Raw genomic sequence first — 16,514 nt, 5'->3', positions numbered from 1 at the left:
ATACCAGGAACCAGCCCGCGGACCACAACGGCTCATCACCGCCGCCTGCGCATCCCTTCTCACAACACGGTATCCACTTATCCAAGAACCCGCGGCTACCCAGGCTTCACCCGAAAACCGCTGCGGCGCCGGCGTCCAACCCCGGAGGGCGACGCGGCGAGGCCGCCGTATTTAGAAGCTTCGACTTGCGCTGTCAAGCCTTTGTTTTCACGCTGGCTCGACGATACTTCGTCTTGTCTTCCGTTTCCCTTAGCTCGTCACCGCCTTGTCAGCAGCGCCGCGCCGGGGAGGCGGTATATAGGCCGGTCGGCCGAACCGAGCAAGCGCTTTTTTCACCGTTCGGCGAAATTCTCGGCCAAGAGGCTGATCCCGTTCGGGCAACAAAAAAAGAACGAATTGGTGCTCTCAGACCATCGCCGGGGATTCCCTTATAGCGGGAGGTGCGCTAGAATCGGCATCGGTTCCGCCAACAGCCACCACATCTGGTTCGAATGGCCCGCCACATCGACGTTCACGCCGACCTTCCGTCCGCCCCGCCGACCACCCACGACGACCGCCGCTGCGAGCATTGCGGCCGGCCGCACGGGCATACCCTACGCTGCCTCCCCGACGGCCGTTGGCTGTCCCCCGAGGGCGTCTGGTTCGACTCCGACGGGCATCCGGCCCCCTGGCCCGATGTGGTCGATTACGCGGGCGTGCGGATGTCCCGCAGCGTGGTCGGGCTGTACCGCCGCAGCCGGGCGGCGTCCAAGCCGCAACATCTCTGCCGCCGCTGCTTCCTCGACAGCGGCCGCGACACGCACCGGCAGGTTGCACGGATACGCTCGCTGATGCGTTTCGCCCTCGGCGACCTGTTCGAAGGGGCCTATTCGGCCTGAACGTTCGCCAGATCGACCCGGCGGAAGTGCTGTTCGAAGAATTCCACGCAGACCCGGAGCTTGGCCGACGTGGTGAGGCGGGCCGGATAGACCGCCCAGACGTCGGCCGGCTGGCTGTGGGCGGGAAGGATCCGGACCAGCCTCCCCGCAGCCACCGCCGAGCGGACGTCCCACAGCGACCGCAGCATGATGCCGCGGCCGGCCAGCGCCCATTGGTGCACGATCTCCCCATGGTTGGCCGCGAGCGACCCGGTGACCCGCACGGACGTCTCACCCTCCGGGCCGTTCAGCCGCCAGACGCCGAAGGGGTGGTCGCGCTCCTTGATCACCAGGCAGTCGTGGCTGGCCAAGTCGTCCAGATGCCGCGGCGTCCCGCGCCGCTCCAGATAGGCCGGTGAGGCGCAGAGGATGCGCCGGTTCGAGGCGAGGCGCCGCGCCATCAGTTGCGGCGCGATCTCGTTGCCGACGCGGATGTCCAGGTCGATCCCCTCCCCCGCCAGATCGACCAGCCGGTCCGACACGTCGAAGCGGATTTCCAGCGCGGGATAGCGCTCCGCCAGGAGATTGAGCGCCGGCGCGACGTGCACGCGGCCGAAGCCGAAGCTGCTGCTGATGCGGATGAGGCCGCGCGGGGCGAGCCGCGTCTCCGACACCTCCTCCACCATATGGTCGACGTCGTCGAGGATGGTCTGCGCCCAGCGGTAGACGCGCTCCCCCGCCTCCGTCACCGCGACCCGCCGCGTGCTGCGGTGGAGAAGCTTCACGCCCAGGCTGCCTTCCAGCATCTGGATCCGCTTGCTGACATAGGCGGGCGAGGCGCCGAGGGCGTCGGCGGCCGCGGCGAAGCCCGACTTGCGCGCGACGAGGCAGAACACGCGCAGGTCCTGGAGTTGCGGCTCATTGTTCATGGTTCGTGGCCTGTGCGTGCATAGTTCGGCGGATTATTAACGCTTTCCGCTTCTGCTAGGCTAGCGCCCGCTGAACCAAATCATCCGCCGCGCGGCGGTCACAGGAGGAACCATGAGCAAGACCTACAGGATCGCCGCCATCGCCGGCGACGGCATCGGCAAGGAGGTGCTGCCGGAAGGCATCCGCGTGGTCGAGGCCGCCGCCGCCAAATTCGGCCTGAGCATCGAGTTCACGAGCTTCGACTGGGCGAGCTGCGACTACTACCTCCAGCACGGCCAGATGATGCCGGACGACTGGTTCGAGACGCTGAAGGGCTTTGACGCCATCTACTTCGGCGCGGTCGGCTGGCCGGACAAGGTGCCGGACCACATCTCGCTGTGGGGTTCCCTGATCAAGTTCCGGCGGGAGTTCGACCAGTATGTGAACCTGCGCCCGGTGCGGCTGCTGCCGGGGGTGCCCTGCCCGCTCGCCAACCGCAAGCCGGGCGACATCGACTTCTTCGTGGTGCGCGAGAACACCGAAGGCGAGTATTCCGCCGTCGGCGGCCGCGTGTTCGAGGGCACGGAGCGCGAGTTCGTGCTTCAGGAGGCCGTGTTCACCCGCCACGGCGTCGACCGCATCCTGAAATTCGCCTTCGAGCTGGCCAACAGCCGGCCGCGCAAAAAGCTGACCGCCGCCACCAAGTCCAACGGCATCTCGATCAGCATGCCCTATTGGGACGAGCGGGTGGTGGAGATGGCCAAGGCCTACCCCGGCGTCGCCTGGGACAAGCAGCACATCGACATCCTGTCCGCGCGCTTCGTCATGCAGCCGGACCGCTTCGACGTGGTCGTCGCCTCCAACCTGTTCGGCGACATCCTGTCGGACCTGGGGCCGGCCTGCACCGGCACCATGGGGCTGGCCGCCTCGGCCAACCTCAACCCGGAGCGCCGTTTCCCCTCGCTGTTCGAGCCGGTGCACGGCTCCGCGCCGGACATCTACGGCAAGCTGATCGCCAACCCGATCGCGATGATCTGGTCCGGCGCCATGATGCTCGACTTCCTCGGCGACGGGGACGCGAGCTTCAAGGCGGCCCACGACGCCATCATGGCGGCGATCGAGACGGTCCTGGTCGAAGGCCCGCGCACGCCCGACGTCGGCGGAACGGCCAACACGACGGAGGTCGGCAAGGCCGTCGCCCAGGCCCTGTGATCCGCGCGCTCGCGTGGCGAACCCGTCCATCGCGGGCGGCAGCCATCGCCACGCGGGCGTTGCATCGACCGGCGCCAGCCTGACACTCTGGCGGCAACCATTCCACCACGCCGCCAAAGACGCCATGACGACGAACCCGACGGTCCTCAGCCTGTCCCGCCAGCTGGAAGCGGGAGCCACCACGAGCGAGGCGCTTGTCGAAGCGAGCCTCGCCGCCATCGCGGCGGGCGGGGAGGAGGCAGCCAAGACCTTCACCGCGGTGCATGAGAACGTCGCACGCGATACCGCCCGGGCGCAGGATCTGCTGCGCCGGGCCGGGCAGCGGCCCCCCTCCCCGCTCGCCGGGATTCCGGTCTCCATCAAGGATTTGTTCGACGAGGCCGGCCGCACGACGCTGGCCGGGTCGAAGGCCCTGGTCGGTGCTCCGCCCGCCGAACGCGACGCCGACGCGGTCGCCCGCCTGCGCGCGGCCGGGGCGGTGGTCGTCGGCCGCACCAACATGACCGAGTTCGCCTTCTCCGGCGTCGGCATCAACCCCCACTACGGCACGCCCGGCAACCCGGCCGATCCGGACCGGATTCCCGGCGGCTCCTCGTCCGGGGCCGGGGTGTCGGTGGCGGCGGGCTATGTCCCGCTGGCGCTGGGCACGGACACGGGCGGTTCGGTGCGCATCCCCGCCGCGCTGTGCGGGGTCGTCGGCTTCAAGCCGACGCAGCGGCGCGTGTCCCTGCGCGGCACGGTCCCGCTGTCCTGGACGCTCGATTCCATCGGGCCGCTCGCCCGGACCGTGGAGTGCTGCGCCGTCGCCGACGCTGTGCTTGCGGGAGAACCAGAGTGGGTGCCGCCGCCGGTCGGGCTGGCCGGGTTGCGCTTCGCCGTGCCGCAGTCGGTGGTGCTGGACGGTCTGGCGGAGCCCGTGGCCCGCGCCTTCGACGCCGCCTGCCGCCGCCTGTCGGAGGCCGGGGCGCGCATCGTCGAGATTCCGATGACGGAGCTGGCCGCCGTCGGCCCGGCCAACGCGCGGGGCGGCTTCCCGGCCGCCGAGGCGATCTACTGGCACCGCGACCTGCTGGATCGCAAGGGCGACCTCTACGACCCGCGGGTGCGGGTGCGCATCGAGCGTGGGCGGACCATGACCGCCGCCGACTACATCGACGTGACGCAGCGCCGGGCCGACCTGATCGCCCGCGCCGACCGCAGCACGGCGGACTACGACGCGCTGCTGATGCCGACGGTGCCGATCACCGCCCCGCGCTTCGAGGAGTTCGCCGCGGATTCGGACTTCACGCGGCTGAACATCCTGCTGCTGCGCAACTGCGCGCTGTTCAACTTCCTGGACCGCTGCGCCATCAGCCTGCCGATGCAGGAGGCGGGGAGCCTGCCCTGCGGCCTGATGCTGGTGGGCGCCACCGGTGCCGACCGTCGCCTGCTGGCCGTCGCCGGCGCGGTGGAGCCGGTGGTGGCGCCCTAACACTATGCTGCCAGCCAAGTTGTCTGAAGATACAGGACAAGTTGCTGAAAGCCCCTCTCCCCTTGTGGGAGAGGGGTTGGGGTGAGGGGTCCGGTTGCTGACAGCAGTCCAAAAGCAATTGAGTACGCATTTGCGGCTTCGCCGCGCACCCCTCATCCCAAACCCTTCTCCCACAAGGGGAGAAGGGCTTTCGACTGTATGCCGCCTCTTTAGAACTGGCTGAGTAGCATTGAACGGGGCCGCTCAGTAACCGAGCGCGCAGCCGTCCTTTCTGGCGTCGGATCCGCCGACCAGCAAGCCGGCCGCGTGGTCGATCCAGATGGCCTGCGCGCCGCCGAGCGGATCGGCGCGGCGGGTGACCTTGTGGCCGCGCCGCTCCAGCTCCGCCACCGTGGCGTCGGGGATGGAGCGTTCCACCTCCAGCACGCCGTTGAAGGCGAAGCTGCGCGGTGCGTCGATGGCCGTCTGCACGTCCATGCCGCGGTCGATCAGGCCGGAGACGAAGGCGGCGTGGCCGGCCGCCTGGTACTGCCCGCCCATCACGCCGAAGGGGCAGACCGTCCGCCCGTCCTTGCGGATCAGGCCGGGGATGATGGTGTGCATCGGCCGGCGGCGCGGCGCCAGGGCGTTGGGGTGCCCCTCCACCAGACGGAAGGAGGTGCCGCGGCTGTGCAGAAGCACGCCGGTCGCCGGGTCCAGCAGCACGCTGCCGAAGGCGTGGAAGATGGAGTTGATGAAGGAGATCGCGTTGCCGTCGCGGTCCACCACGCAGAGGTGGATGGTGTCCTTGTGCTCCGCCTCCGTCCACAGCACGGGGGGCTGGGCGCGGGCGGGGTCGACGCGGCGGCGCAACGCTTCCGTCACGTCCGAAGACAGCAGCGTTGCCGCGACCTCCGGGCCGCTGTCGCCGACCAGCGCGTCGCGGTGATGGTAGGCGAGCTTGGTCGCCTCCGCGTGCAGGTGGTGGCGCGACGCGTCGTCCAGCCCCTCCGACAGGTCGAAGCCGCCGAGCGTGTTCAGGATCATCAGCGCGGCGAGGCCCTGGCCGTTCGGCGGGCATTCCAGGATCTCGTAGCCGCGGTAGTCGGTGGCGATGGGCGTCACATACTCCGCCCCGTCCATCGCCGCGGCGAAGTCGTCCAGCGTGTGCAGGCCACCGCGGGCGCGCAGGAAGGCGACCAGCGATTCCGCCGTGGCCCCCGTGTAGAAGGCGGCCGCCCCGTCGCGGGCGATGTCGCGCAGGCGTTGCCCGAGCAAGGGCTGCGCGTGCCGCTCCCCGGCGCGCGGCGGCCGGCCGTTCGGCAGGAAGACGGCTCGGCAGCCCTCGTCCTTCTCCAACAGGGCGGCGTCGTTCGCCCAGTCGTGGGCGACGCGCGGGGCGACGCCGTAGCCCTCCTCGGCGTAGCGGATCGCCCGCTCGAACAGGCGGCCGAGCGGCAGGCGGCCATGGTCGGCGTGCAGCCGCGTCCAGGCGGCGACGGCGCCCGGCACGGTGACCGCGTGGGCGCCGTGGCGCGGAATCTCCCCGGTGACGCCCAGCTCGGCCAGCGCCGCGACGCTGGCGGCGGCCGGCGCCCGGCCGCTGCCGTTGAGCGCCAGCACCGGCCCGCCGGCCGGCGCGTAGATGACGAATCCATCGCCGCCGATGCCCGTCATGTGCGGCTCCACCACCGACTGGACGGCGACGGCGGCGATGGCGGCGTCCACGGCGTTGCCGCCGGCCTGAAGGATCTCCAGCGCAGCGGCGGTGGCGAGCGGGTGCGAGGTGGCGGCCACCGCCTCGCTGGCGACGACCGGTGACCGGCCGGGCCGGCAGAAGTCTCGGATCAAGGGTCCCCTCCCTAGTCTGGTCCGGTGCGGTTCCGGACCGGTTGCTGCGCATCAGCAGACCACAGTTTGCGGCAGCGCGCCGGGGATTTCAGCGCCGCGAAGGCCGGCGCATGGCCGGGATGAGCGGCGCGGGCAACTCGCGCCCGAACGTTTTGGCCGCGCGACGGAATGCCCGCCCGGCCGTTACCGTCTTTGCCCGCAGCCGGGACCGGGAGCGCGGCGGCGGGTTGCGGCTGGAGCGGAGGCGCGGAATGACGGCGTTGCGGCGCGGGTGGGAGATCGTATCGGACGCCTCCATGGGCTGGCTGAACGACGACGCGATGAGCCTGGGCGCGGCCATCGCCTTCTACACCATCTTCTCGCTGGCGCCCCTGGCGATCCTGGTGATCGCGCTCGCCGGACTCGTCTTCGGCGACGAAGCGGCGCGGGGCGCGCTGGTCGACCAGCTGGCGACGCTGATCGGGCAGGAGGCCGCGCAGACGGTGCAGGAGCTGATCGCCCGGGCCGGCAACCGGGGCACCAGCGTCTGGGCCAGCCTGATCGGCATCGGAACCATCATCGTCGGCTCCACCACCGTCTTTGCGGAGCTGCAAAGCGCGCTGAACCGCGTGTGGAAGGCGGCGCCGCCGCAGGAATCCACCATCACCTGGCTGGTGAAGGTGCGCCTGAAGGCGCTGGCGCTGATCGGGGCCATCGGCTTCCTGCTGATCGTCTCGCTGGTGGTCAGCGCGGCGCTGGCGGCCTTCGGCACCTGGGCCGCCCAATACCTGCCGGCCCTGCCGACCCTGCTGTGGCTGTTCGACGTCGGCACGTCCTGGCTGGTGCTGACCGCGCTGTTCGCGCTGATCTACCGCATCCTGCCCGACACCTGGATTCCGTGGATGGACGTCTGGCTGGGGGCGGCGGTCACCGCCTTCCTGTTCGCCGTGGGCAAGTTCCTGATCGGCTTCTACCTGGGCACCAGCGGGGTGGCGACGGTCTACGGGGCGGCGGGGTCGTTCGTCCTGGTCCTGATGTGGGTCTACTATTCGGCCGCCATCTTCCTGTTCGGGGCGGAGCTGACCCGCGCCTATTCCGAGCGGATCGGAAGCCGCGCGCGCCATGGACGGGCCGCCCCCGACGGTGCCGCCACCCAAGGGCCGACGAAAGGAATGGCATGACGGGAAGCTCCGCCCAAGGATCGACCACCGAAGGATCGACAAAGGTCGTCTACGCCGCCATCGCGGCCAACCTCGCCATCACCGTCACGAAATTCGTCGCCGCGGCGATCACCGGCAGCTCCTCCATGCTGAGCGAGGCGGTGCATTCCGTGGTGGACACCGGCAACGAGGCGCTGGCCATGCATCTGGGCCCCGAGGTGGTGGTCTCCAACATCAGCGTGGACGTCCGCGACGACCTTGCCGCCGGCCACGTGGAGGAGGCGCTGGAGCGGATCGAGCGGACGGTCAAGGACCGCTATCCGGAGATCAAACGGGTGTTCACCGAAATCCGCGCCTCCCGCGGTGGGACCCGCCGCTTCGCCCGACGCTGAGTCCCGGTCCGCCCCTCCCCGCGGACTGGAGTGACCGCAATAGGCCGCCCTTTCCGGACTCTTTTTCTTCCCCGCCAAACTAAAATTATTGCAGGGCAGCAAACGGCGGGGCGCCAACCGGTGGCGCGGCCCGCGATCTTCTGTCACAGCGGGCAGAACCCAATCACAACAGCCTCGTTTGTCCAACCATTGCCGCGCACAATACATACGTAACGCATAAAAAATTTACGTTCCTATCATTCACACATCCCATGCAGCGAACGTCCCTTTGGCATAACGCGCAAGGGACGTTTTATGCGGCAAAAATTGCAATCTAAGCCTGCGGTCGCAAACGGAAACATGGCGGACCGGAGGCGTGGCGCCTTGCGGCCCCGTCCCTGCCCGCCCCCCTTCGACAAGGCCTCCGTCGAGAAGGGGGGGCGCCTGTTCCGCGACGACCGCGACCTTCAGCAGATGGAAGATGCCTCCCTTCTGGACCGCATCGCGCAGGGTGACCGTTCGGCCTTCTGGGTCTTCTGGTGCCGCCACCACGCCGACCTTTTCTGGACATACCATCGCCTTTGCAAGGGAAACCGGCAGGAGATCCACGACTGTCTCAGCGGCCTGTGCCTGAACCTGTCGGAAGCGCTGCCGGTCTGCGCGCGTTCGATCGTGACATGCCGGACGTGGCTTCGGCGCACGGCGATCAACCATTTCATCGACACCCACCGCTCCCACCAGCGCAGCCCGGTGCTGGTCGGCTCGTTGAACGAGGTCGCCCTCCTCGCGGACGGCAGCGGCGCGCGGGAACGCGACGATCCCGAACGCACCAACGCCGACCGCGCCCTGCTTCTCAAGGTGCTGCGGTCGCTCGACCAGATCCGTGACGCCCGCGTGCGCCGGGCCGCGCACATGCGCTTCATCGAGGAGCAACCCTACACCGCCATCGCCGAGGCCATGTCCGTCAGCGAAGAGCTGGCCCGCAAATGGATCCAGCAGGTCCGCGCGCATCTGCGCCAATCGGTGCCGGACCACCGGGACGGCCTGTCCGCGTCCCGATTGCGGCCGGCGGCCCCGCGGCGGGCATGACGCGCGCCTCGCTGGACCGGCGGCGGTTCCCGACCGTCTGGGCCGACATCGACCTGCACGCGCTGGGCCGCAACCTGACGACACTCCGGCGGCGCCTTCCGGTGGGGATGGCTGTCTACGGGGTGGTGAAGGCCGACGCCTATGGGCACGGGGGCCCGGCCGTCGCGCGGGCGCTGCAGCACGCCGGCGTCGACGGGCTGGTCGTCGCCGACCTGGAGGAAGGCACCGCGTTGCGCCGCGTCGGCATCGAACGGCCCGTGCTGGTGCTCGACCCGCCGCTGCCGCAGCAGGCGGCGCCCATAGCCGCGCAAGGGCTGACCGCCACCGTCACGAGCATCAAAGAGGCGGACATCCTGGCCGGGGCCGCCGCCCGCACCGACACCGCCGCACCGGTGCCGGTGCATGTGCGGGTGGGCACGGGATCCGGCGGCCTCGGCGCGCCGCCCGGTTTGCTGCTCGACCTGCTCGCCGCCATAGACCGGGCGCCGGCGTTGCGGCTCGCCGGCCTCTACACCCATCTGTCCGGTTCCGAGAGCATGGCCGGGCTGAGGGAGCTGGAACGGTTCGGCGCGCTGGTGGCCCAGGCGGACGCCGCCGGCCTGCTGCCGCCGCTGGTGCACGCGCTCAGCAGTTCCGCGCTCGACAACCCGGCGCTGGCCGCCGCCGCGCAACGCATCGGCTGCACGGCGGTGCGCTGCGGGTCGTTGCTCTATGGACTCCGCGCGGTGCCGGGACCGACGCCCTTCCCCTACACCCCGGTGATGGCGGTGAAGGCGCGGATCATCCGGCTGGCGACCTTGGAGCCCGGCGACGGGATCCCCGAGGACGCCACGCTGTCGGCGGGCCGCCAAACGCGCGCCGCCCTGGTGCCGATCGGCTATGCCGACGCGCAGCATCTGCTTCATCTCGCCAACGGAAGCCTTCTGGTTCGCGGGCACGAGGTGCCGATTCTGGGAACCCCGCTCATGAGCAGCCTTCTCGCCGACGTCTCCACCGTCCCCGACGCCCAGCCCGGCGACGAGGTGGTGCTTTTCGGGACCCAGGAGGGGGCCGCCCTTCCCGCCGAAGCGCTGGCGGAGCGCAGCGGCCTGCCCCCTTCGGCGATTCCGCTGCTCGGCCCCCGGGTGGCCCGCCATTACCGCACCATTCCCAGGGCCGAGACGGCACCGGTGTGACGCGCCGCGCCTCGCGGCCTATGGAGCCATGGCTCGCGCTTTGGGATCGCCCGGGCGTCCGTCACCGCAGTCTCCGGATCGCCGCCGCGGCCAGCGACTGCACCCGGTCGGCGCGGCGGCGCCCGTCCGGTTCCGGCGCGCCGGACGCGATGGCGGCCAAACGCGTCGCCAGGGCGCGTTCCTCGGCGCAGGATTCGGCGCACAGGGCCCGCATCTCGGCGATGGACGGCCGCCATTTTTTGGTCCGGCGCCACGTCCGCGCGGCGGTGTCCACGGCCCAGGACGGGAATTCGCCCAGATCCTCCGCCCAGTCGAGCGCGACCAATTGCTCCACCTCCGGCGTCATCCCCTTGGCGGGGTAATGGCTCAAGAGGGCGAGAATCCGCGCCAGCAGATGCTCCGGGGACACCGGCGCCAGGACGGTGCCCGCCAGCTCGTCCAACGCCCGCCGGGCCATCCGGACATGCTGCTCGGTCAGGGTCGCGGGCGGGGTCCAGTCCTCGGTCACTCCGTCGAAACCGTCGTCGGTGAAGCGCGCCCGCCGCTCGACGCGGCCATGGGCGAGAACCTCCCGCAACGGCGCCGGGAGGGCCGCCGCGAGCATTGCGCAGCGGTCGGCGGCCGGCATGCCGGGGTCGAAGGGAAGCGGGGAACGGGGCGGCAGGGAGGAAACGATCGCGGTCATGCCGAACCTCAACGCCAGGGCTGCGGGCCGGCCGGCCGGCCGGCGGCGTTCAGCCGCGCGGCGGCGGCCATCCAGGCGCCGAGCCGTTGTTCCGCCGCCTTCTCCGCGCCTCGCGCGGCCAACGGCCGGGCGGCCCCGCCGGGAGTTGCCCCGCCGGATCCGGCCGGTGCCGACGCCAGCGGGGCCTTGCCCGCCGCCACATCCTGCGCCAGCCACGCCTTCCAGGCCGCGCCCGCGTCCCGGTAACGGTAGCCATGGGCTTGGCAGCGCAGCAGGAACCCTTCCACATGCCGGCCGAGGTCGATGCCGGCGAAGCGGCTGCGCGCCCAGGTCAGGTCGTCGTCGCTCGGGGTCCAGTCCGCCGAAACGGTCTGTGCGGGCGTGGCCTCGTGCGTGGGGAGCGAGTCCGGAGTCTGTTCGGAATCCGGCTGTTCCTGTCGCACCGGTGAACGGGGGGAGTCGGCGGACGCGACAACCGTGTCGCGCGGCCGCACAGCCTCGCGCTGCGCGGATTCCGAGGCGATCACGCCGTCGCCGGGAACGAGCCGCAGCCGGTAGAGGCAGGACAGCCGGCCACCGGACGCCGAGCGGCGCGGCTGCATCTCGATGACCTTGGCCTCGGCCAGCTGGCCCAGGATGCGGTTCACGGTGCTGCGGCTGCGCTTCAGGGCGGTCGCCAGGGTCGCCTGCGACGGCCAGCATTCGCCCCGGGCGTTGGCGTAGGTCGACAGCGCGGCCAGGACGGCGAGCCCGTCGGCGTCGATGTCCGGGTGGCCGAGCCACCAGGCCGGGATGCGGCCCCAGCGTCCGCCGTCCGCGGCCGGCAGCGGATCGTCGTCAGGCGGTGCGGTGGGAGTTGGTGCGATGGAGGATGGTGCGACGGGTGTCTGGGATGCCATCATGCGGTCTCCGCAAGGAAATGGTGCCGGCGGATGGCCGGCGTGCTTGCGGGAAAGGATTCCGCGGCGCGTCGCCGCTGCCAAACCGCGGGCAATCGCTCCATAGCCGGTTATGGAGCGCCACCCCGCGCCCTTGGAGCCTTGGCTCGCGCCTTTGGAGCCCGCGGCCGCGCTCCTGGAGCGATAGCCCGCGCTTTGCCCCCGAATCGGAATCCTGGAGTGACGGCCCGCGCCCTTGGAGCGATAGCTCGCGCCCGCCTATGGAGCCTTTGCCCGCGCCTTCGCGTGACCGGCCTGCGGGCGGCGCCCCGGTATGGAGCGACAGCCCGCACCTTGGGGAACCACCGCGCGGGCACCGGCCAAGCATGGAGCAACAGCTCGCGCTTTGTCCCAGGCCCCTCCCCTTCCCGGTGGCGTGTGGGCGATGGAGCTTTTGCTCGCGCCCTTCCGGACGAGCGCACCGTCGGGATGGAGTTCCGACTCGCGGACGCGGTCCGCCCTATGGAGCGATAGCCCGCGCTTTGGATTCGGCGTTGCAAGCCAAGGGTCCCGGCCGGAAGCGCGGGCTGTTGCTCCATACCCGCGGGCAAAAGCTCCATGGCTGCGGGCCGTCGCTCCATACCGTTCGGGGTCACCCGTCACGAAGCTGTTGTAAGTGCCCGCGTCCGGCAGCATGGTCGGTGTCAGGCAAGGAGGACTGGATGAGCAAGGTTGCGACACCGAATGCGTTGCAGTTGGTGCTGTTCGAGCTGGAGGACCGGTCCCAGTCGCATCTGATCGCGCTGTACGATCTGGCGCCGCGCTACGTCTTCGCCTCGCGCGACGGCGGGCGTTCGGCGGAAACGGCGCCGGCGAAGGGCAATTTCGTGGCGTCGATCAAGCGCGAGTTCACCTACCGCGGCTCGACCTTCAACCTGACCATCCAGCCCGCGCGTCTGACGCGCGTGGTGAACCGCGACGAGTCCGCCGCGCAGGCCGACGGGCCGACCGAGATCGAGTACGAGGTGTTCCCGGCCGAACGCGAACAGGTCGTGGAGCATGTGGTGCGCCGCCTCGCCATGGACCGCTCGCGCCTGTCGCTCGGCGGGGAGAACCGCGACAAGGTGCAGATGCGCTTCACCCTGTACGAGATCCAGCGCGAGCTGCGGGCCGTGGGGCACACGCTGTCGATCCGCGACATCCGGGAATCGCTGACCATCCTCGCGCGGTCGCGCATCATCATCGCCAAGCCGGGCGACGGGGCCAAGAAGGGCCGCGGAGCCAACCTGCTGGAGTCCACAGCCTTCCCGGTGCTGGCGATCCGCTCGCGCCCGGATCTGGTGGGCGACGAGGGCAGCGACGAGGAAACGCACCTTCAGTTCAACCCGCTGGTCTCCTCGGCGATCCGGAACCTGGAGTTCAAGCCGGTCAGCTACCAATGGCTAATGCGGCTGAAAAGCCCGGTGTCGCGCTGGCTCTACAACCGGCTGAGCGCGGAATACGACTACAGCGGCGCCGACGCTCCCGGCGACCTGGGCGTCAAGGCCATGACGCTGTCCGCCGACGAGATCATCAAGAACAGCGGCATGAACGTGTGGAGCCGGCGCCGCGACACGCTGCGGGCCGTGACCAGCGCGGTCGAGGCCCTGGTCGAGGAAGGCATCCTGACCAGCGTGGAAAAGCTGTACGACAAGATCGGCGCCCGCATCGAGGGCATCACCTACGTCATGCTGCCCAGCGCCAAGTTCCTGGCCCAGGTGCGCAAGGCGCAGGCGGTGGAAAACGCCAACGTGGCGGCGATGAGGGCGATCACCGGCGACGACGGCCGCCCAAGCGACTTCGTCCCCGTGACGCCCGCCACGACGGTCGAAACGCGCGCCCGCCGGGCCAAGCGCCTGACCGAGACGGCGGCCAGCCTGCTCCGGGTTGCCGGCGGGGATTGACGGCCCGGCGGACGGCTCAACCCTTGCGGCGGTAGGGCAGGACGAAGTTTCCGCCGGCACCGCACCAGGTGGTGCTCGCGGCGCGGTTGGCGTCGGTGTCGGGAATTTCGAGTCCGGATTTTCCCCGGGACTCGATGACGAGACCGTTGCCGTCCGCGTCGGGCGTGCCGACGGTCAGGCGGCCGTCCCCCTGCACCCGCCCGATGCCTGAGAAATCGCAGACCCAGCGGCCGGAGGTCGGCTCGGCGCCGCTGAGGCTGACGGCCGCCTGCCCGTTGCGCAACGGCAGGATGGCCAGCGTCATCACCCCTTTGTAATCGAACAGGCCGGCGAACGCGTCGACGGGGGACGGCGCTCCGGGGGCGGGGTGGAAGCTCAGGACGGCCAAGCGGCGCTCCTGCGCCGTCTTCAGGCAGGACTGGTCGCCGCCGCAGGCGTTCCGCTCGCCCAGCCAGGCCCGCTGGTCCGCCTTCAACGCGGTCTGCGCCTGCCCCTCCTCCGGGCTCGATCCCGACAGCTGGTTCAACGCGGCGCGGTAAGCGGCCGACAGGCGCTCGTCGAGCTTGGACAGGCCCGGGTCGGCGCAGATGGCCTTTTCCGTGGGCGTCGACGCCTTCGCGCAGGGGAAACTTGCCGCCTGCGCCAGGGAGGGCACGGCCAGCAGGAACAGGACCAGAGACGTGCAGCCGCGCATGCGCGAACCCCTTTCCGTGCGGAGCCCGCCATCGCCGGGCTTGAGCGAAACCGGGATCAAAGCTGGCGCGGCGGGGGCGTCCGGTCAACCGGGCGCTTGTTGACCACCCGGATGGTGCGGCCTCTCAAGCATTCCCGCCTGGGCGATGCCGAATATCGTCACCGCCTATAACAGCGCTGCGAAGAAATCCTTTTAATAGCGCTGCGAAGTCTTTCGTCCGGATCCATATTTACTCACAGATTGGAAGTTGTTGCGCTGCAACAACGATATGGAAGCCATGCGCTTTCTGCGCGTCGTCTTCGTGCGGACCGGTGCCATCATTCTTATGCAAACACGGGCGGCATTGAAGCGATGCCGAAGGGCCCGTCCATCCTCACCCGAAGGACCGTGGACAGCATGACGTCGAATCATTCCCTCGCCCGCATCCTCGTCACCGGCGGCTTTGCGCTGGCGTCCCTGCTCGCCGCCGCGGTGGGCACCGCGGTCTGACGCTCCATCCGCTGACCGAACCACTTCCATCGAACCGCGGCCATGACGGCTGCCATGAGGGCACTATGAACTCCGAAAACCTGACCTTCGCGTCCCGCCTGTCCGATTCCGACCTGCAGCGCATCCGTCGCGAGGCCGAGGCCATGCGCGCCGCCTATCTCCGCTCGCTGTTCCGCCGCGTCGCGTCGGCCTTCACCCGCCACGGCGGGCACACCCATGGTGGCCTGACCGCCGCCCGCTGATCCGTTCAGCGGCTCCACACTGCGGAAATCCGCCGATCCGGCGGTGGACAACATCGGGGAAATCGCGGACGGTAGGGCGCGCCCATCATTCCAGGGGCGAACCGACCGACCAGGAGCCTTCGATGAGCCTCGACCCCCGCGCGCTGCTGACCGACCTGTTCAACGCCGCGGTTGCCTCGGCCCAGCCCGCGCTGTGCATCCCCCCGCACCTGCCGGAGCCGCCCAAGGGCCGCCTGGTGGTGATCGGGGCGGGCAAGGCGTCGGCGGCCATGGCGAAGGCGGTGGAGGACCACTGGCCGGGTGATCTCTCCGGTCTCGTCGTCACCCGCTACGGCTACGCCGTGCCGTGCGAGCGCATCGAGATCGTCGAGGCCGCCCATCCCGTGCCCGACGCGGCCGGCATGGAAGCGGCCAAGCGCATCAAGGACCTCGTCGGCGGCCTCAGCGCGGACGACACCGTGCTGTGCCTGATCTCCGGCGGCGGCTCCGCCCTGCTGGCCCTGCCGCTGGACGGGATCACGCTGGACGACAAGCAGGCGGTCAACCGCGCCTTGCTGAAGTCCGGCGCGACGATTTCCGAGATGAACTGCGTGCGCCGGCACCTGTCGGCGATCAAGGGCGGACGGCTCGCCGCCGCCTGCCATCCGGCGCGCGTGGTCACGCTGCTGATCTCCGACGTGCCGGGCGACAACCCCATGGACATCGCGTCGGGCCCGACCGTGGCCGACCCGACGACCTGCGCGGACGCGTTGGCCATCGTGCAGCGCTACGGCATCGCCCTGCCGGCGGTCGTGCGCGAGGCGCTGGAGAGTGGGCGCGGCGAGAGCGTCAAGCCCGGCGACCCGCGGCTGTCCGGGTGCGAGGTGCGCATGATCGCCACGCCGCAGATGGCCCTTGAAGCCGCCGCCGAGGTGGCGCGCAAGGCCGGGCTTCCCGTGCACATCCTCGGCGACAGCCTGGAGGGTGAGGCGCGCGACGTCGGTTCCGTGATGGCCGGCATCGCCTTGCAGGTCGCCCGGCGCGGCCAGCCCTTCACCGCCCCTTGCGTGCTGCTGTCGGGCGGCGAAACCACCGTCACCGTGCGCGGTCACGGGCGCGGCGGGCGCAATGTGGAGTTCCTGCTCTCCCTCGGCATCGCGCTGAACGGCCAGCCGGGCGTGCACGCCATCGCCGGCGACACCGACGGGGTGGACGGGCTGGAGGAGATCGCCGGCGCCTATTTCGGCCCCGACAGTCTGGCCCGCGCCTGGGCGAAGGACATCAAGCCGAAGGACAGCTTGGCGAACAACGACGGCCACGGCTTCTTCGAGGCGCTGGGCGACAGCCTCGTCACCGGCCCCACCCTGACCAACGTCAACGACTTCCGCGCCATCCTGATTCTTCCGTCTTGATCTGGCGCCTTGATCTGGCGCCTTGATCTGGCCGGCCTGAACGGTCGGCCGGCCGGGAATGTGCGGCGGTGCCAAGGTTCGACAGTAAAATTTAATACATTGTCGAATATGGTCCTGCCAGATCGCGCGTTGCACATCT

General features: G+C 70.1%; 15 protein-coding genes. 10 read left to right on the top strand and 5 right to left on the bottom strand.

The features are described from left to right. Positions 1 to 491: 491 nt before the first annotated feature. Positions 492 to 878, top strand: a complete 387-nt coding sequence (locus J2851_RS13510; RefSeq protein ID WP_209766793.1) for a hypothetical protein — start codon at positions 492 to 494, stop codon at positions 876 to 878. Here J2851_RS13510 and J2851_RS13505 read toward each other — a convergent pair. After that, positions 866 to 1,786, bottom strand: coding sequence for a LysR substrate-binding domain-containing protein (locus J2851_RS13505; RefSeq protein WP_209766792.1), 921 nt, complete (start codon positions 1,784 to 1,786; stop codon positions 866 to 868). The two genes, J2851_RS13510 and J2851_RS13505, sit on opposite strands and share 13 nt — an antisense overlap. A 112-nt stretch (positions 1,787 to 1,898) precedes the next feature. Between J2851_RS13505 and J2851_RS13500 the strand changes: the two genes are divergently transcribed. Next, entirely contained in the window at positions 1,899 to 2,978 is a 1,080-nt protein-coding gene (locus J2851_RS13500) for a tartrate dehydrogenase (protein WP_209766791.1), read from the top strand. A gap of 124 nt (positions 2,979 to 3,102) precedes the next feature. Beyond that, complete coding sequence (locus J2851_RS13495) at positions 3,103 to 4,449, top strand: amidase (protein ID WP_209766790.1); 1,347 nt, start codon at positions 3,103 to 3,105, stop codon at positions 4,447 to 4,449. Positions 4,450 to 4,692: 243 nt separating this feature from the next. Here J2851_RS13495 and J2851_RS13490 read toward each other — a convergent pair whose 3' ends face one another. Continuing rightward, a complete protein-coding gene (locus J2851_RS13490; protein WP_211114318.1) occupies positions 4,693 to 6,279 on the bottom strand; it encodes a gamma-glutamyltransferase family protein in 1,587 nt (528 codons plus the stop codon). A gap of 251 nt (positions 6,280 to 6,530) precedes the next feature. Here J2851_RS13490 and J2851_RS13485 point away from each other — a divergent pair, with 251 nt between their 5' ends. The 4 genes from J2851_RS13485 to alr all read left to right on the top strand — a co-directional run bounded on the left by J2851_RS13485 (position 6,531) and on the right by alr (position 10,053). Next, on the top strand, positions 6,531 to 7,439 hold the full coding sequence (locus tag J2851_RS13485) for a YihY/virulence factor BrkB family protein (protein ID WP_209766789.1): 909 nt from the start codon (positions 6,531 to 6,533) through the stop codon (positions 7,437 to 7,439). After that, positions 7,436 to 7,810 (top strand): cation efflux transmembrane domain-containing protein, encoded by a 375-nt coding sequence (locus J2851_RS13480; RefSeq protein WP_209766788.1) that lies wholly within the window; start codon positions 7,436 to 7,438, stop codon positions 7,808 to 7,810. The genes J2851_RS13485 and J2851_RS13480 overlap by 4 nt, the downstream gene beginning before the upstream one ends. A 363-nt stretch (positions 7,811 to 8,173) precedes the next feature. Then, positions 8,174 to 8,878, top strand: a complete 705-nt coding sequence (locus J2851_RS13475) for an RNA polymerase sigma factor (RefSeq protein WP_209766787.1) — start codon at positions 8,174 to 8,176, stop codon at positions 8,876 to 8,878. After that, entirely contained in the window at positions 8,875 to 10,053 is a 1,179-nt protein-coding gene (gene alr / locus J2851_RS13470; RefSeq protein WP_209766786.1) for an alanine racemase, read from the top strand. Before J2851_RS13475 ends, alr begins: the two co-directional genes overlap by 4 nt. A 61-nt stretch (positions 10,054 to 10,114) precedes the next feature. Here alr and J2851_RS13465 read toward each other — a convergent pair whose 3' ends face one another. Further along, positions 10,115 to 10,738 carry a hypothetical protein gene (locus J2851_RS13465; RefSeq protein ID WP_209766785.1) on the bottom strand — a complete coding sequence of 208 codons (624 nt, stop codon included), beginning with the start codon at positions 10,736 to 10,738 and terminating at the stop codon, positions 10,115 to 10,117. Between the two features lie 8 nt (positions 10,739 to 10,746). Then, positions 10,747 to 11,640, bottom strand: a complete 894-nt coding sequence (locus tag J2851_RS13460) for a helix-turn-helix domain-containing protein (protein ID WP_246500630.1) — start codon at positions 11,638 to 11,640, stop codon at positions 10,747 to 10,749. A 698-nt stretch (positions 11,641 to 12,338) separates the two neighbouring features. Here J2851_RS13460 and J2851_RS13455 point away from each other — a divergent pair. Further along, on the top strand, positions 12,339 to 13,559 hold the full coding sequence (locus tag J2851_RS13455; protein WP_209766784.1) for a plasmid replication protein: 1,221 nt from the start codon (positions 12,339 to 12,341) through the stop codon (positions 13,557 to 13,559). Between the two features lie 16 nt (positions 13,560 to 13,575). Here the strand turns inward: J2851_RS13455 and J2851_RS13450 are convergent, their stop codons facing one another. Next, a complete protein-coding gene (locus tag J2851_RS13450) occupies positions 13,576 to 14,253 on the bottom strand; it encodes a lysozyme inhibitor LprI family protein (RefSeq protein WP_209766783.1) in 678 nt (225 codons plus the stop codon). A 554-nt stretch (positions 14,254 to 14,807) separates the two neighbouring features. On the opposite strand from J2851_RS13450, the gene J2851_RS13445 reads away from it, so the two are divergent. Together J2851_RS13445 and J2851_RS13440 are read left to right on the top strand one after the other, a co-directional pair. Next, positions 14,808 to 14,984: a hypothetical protein gene (locus J2851_RS13445; protein WP_209766782.1), complete on the top strand. Its 177-nt coding sequence runs from the start codon at positions 14,808 to 14,810 to the stop codon at positions 14,982 to 14,984. Between the two features lie 122 nt (positions 14,985 to 15,106). Then, positions 15,107 to 16,375 carry a glycerate kinase type-2 family protein gene (locus J2851_RS13440; protein WP_209766781.1) on the top strand — a complete coding sequence of 423 codons (1,269 nt, stop codon included), beginning with the start codon at positions 15,107 to 15,109 and terminating at the stop codon, positions 16,373 to 16,375. Positions 16,376 to 16,514: the final 139 nt, after the last annotated feature.

The organism is Azospirillum rugosum (assembly GCF_017876155.1).
GTDB lineage: Bacteria > Pseudomonadota > Alphaproteobacteria > Azospirillales > Azospirillaceae > Azospirillum > Azospirillum rugosum.
This window is presented reverse-complemented; position numbering and strand designations above follow the sequence as displayed.

Bases quoted from the DNA above. Each gene is read 5' to 3' on its own strand.
- J2851_RS13510 (WP_209766793.1), top strand. From the start codon at position 492: ATGGCCCGCCACATCGACGTTCACGCCGACCTTCCGTCCGCCCCGCCG.
- J2851_RS13505 (WP_209766792.1), bottom strand. From the start codon at position 1,786: ATGAACAATGAGCCGCAACTCCAGGACCTGCGCGTGTTCTGCCTCGTC.
- J2851_RS13500 (WP_209766791.1), top strand. From the start codon at position 1,899: ATGAGCAAGACCTACAGGATCGCCGCCATCGCCGGCGACGGCATCGGC.
- J2851_RS13495 (WP_209766790.1), top strand. From the start codon at position 3,103: ATGACGACGAACCCGACGGTCCTCAGCCTGTCCCGCCAGCTGGAAGCG.
- J2851_RS13485 (WP_209766789.1), top strand. From the start codon at position 6,531: ATGACGGCGTTGCGGCGCGGGTGGGAGATCGTATCGGACGCCTCCATG.
- J2851_RS13480 (WP_209766788.1), top strand. From the start codon at position 7,436: ATGACGGGAAGCTCCGCCCAAGGATCGACCACCGAAGGATCGACAAAG.
- alr (WP_209766786.1), top strand. From the start codon at position 8,875: ATGACGCGCGCCTCGCTGGACCGGCGGCGGTTCCCGACCGTCTGGGCC.
- J2851_RS13465 (WP_209766785.1), bottom strand. From the start codon at position 10,738: ATGACCGCGATCGTTTCCTCCCTGCCGCCCCGTTCCCCGCTTCCCTTC.
- J2851_RS13460 (WP_246500630.1), bottom strand. From the start codon at position 11,640: ATGATGGCATCCCAGACACCCGTCGCACCATCCTCCATCGCACCAACT.
- J2851_RS13455 (WP_209766784.1), top strand. From the start codon at position 12,339: ATGAGCAAGGTTGCGACACCGAATGCGTTGCAGTTGGTGCTGTTCGAG.
- J2851_RS13450 (WP_209766783.1), bottom strand. From the start codon at position 14,253: ATGCGCGGCTGCACGTCTCTGGTCCTGTTCCTGCTGGCCGTGCCCTCC.
- J2851_RS13445 (WP_209766782.1), top strand. From the start codon at position 14,808: ATGAACTCCGAAAACCTGACCTTCGCGTCCCGCCTGTCCGATTCCGAC.
- J2851_RS13440 (WP_209766781.1), top strand. From the start codon at position 15,107: ATGAGCCTCGACCCCCGCGCGCTGCTGACCGACCTGTTCAACGCCGCG.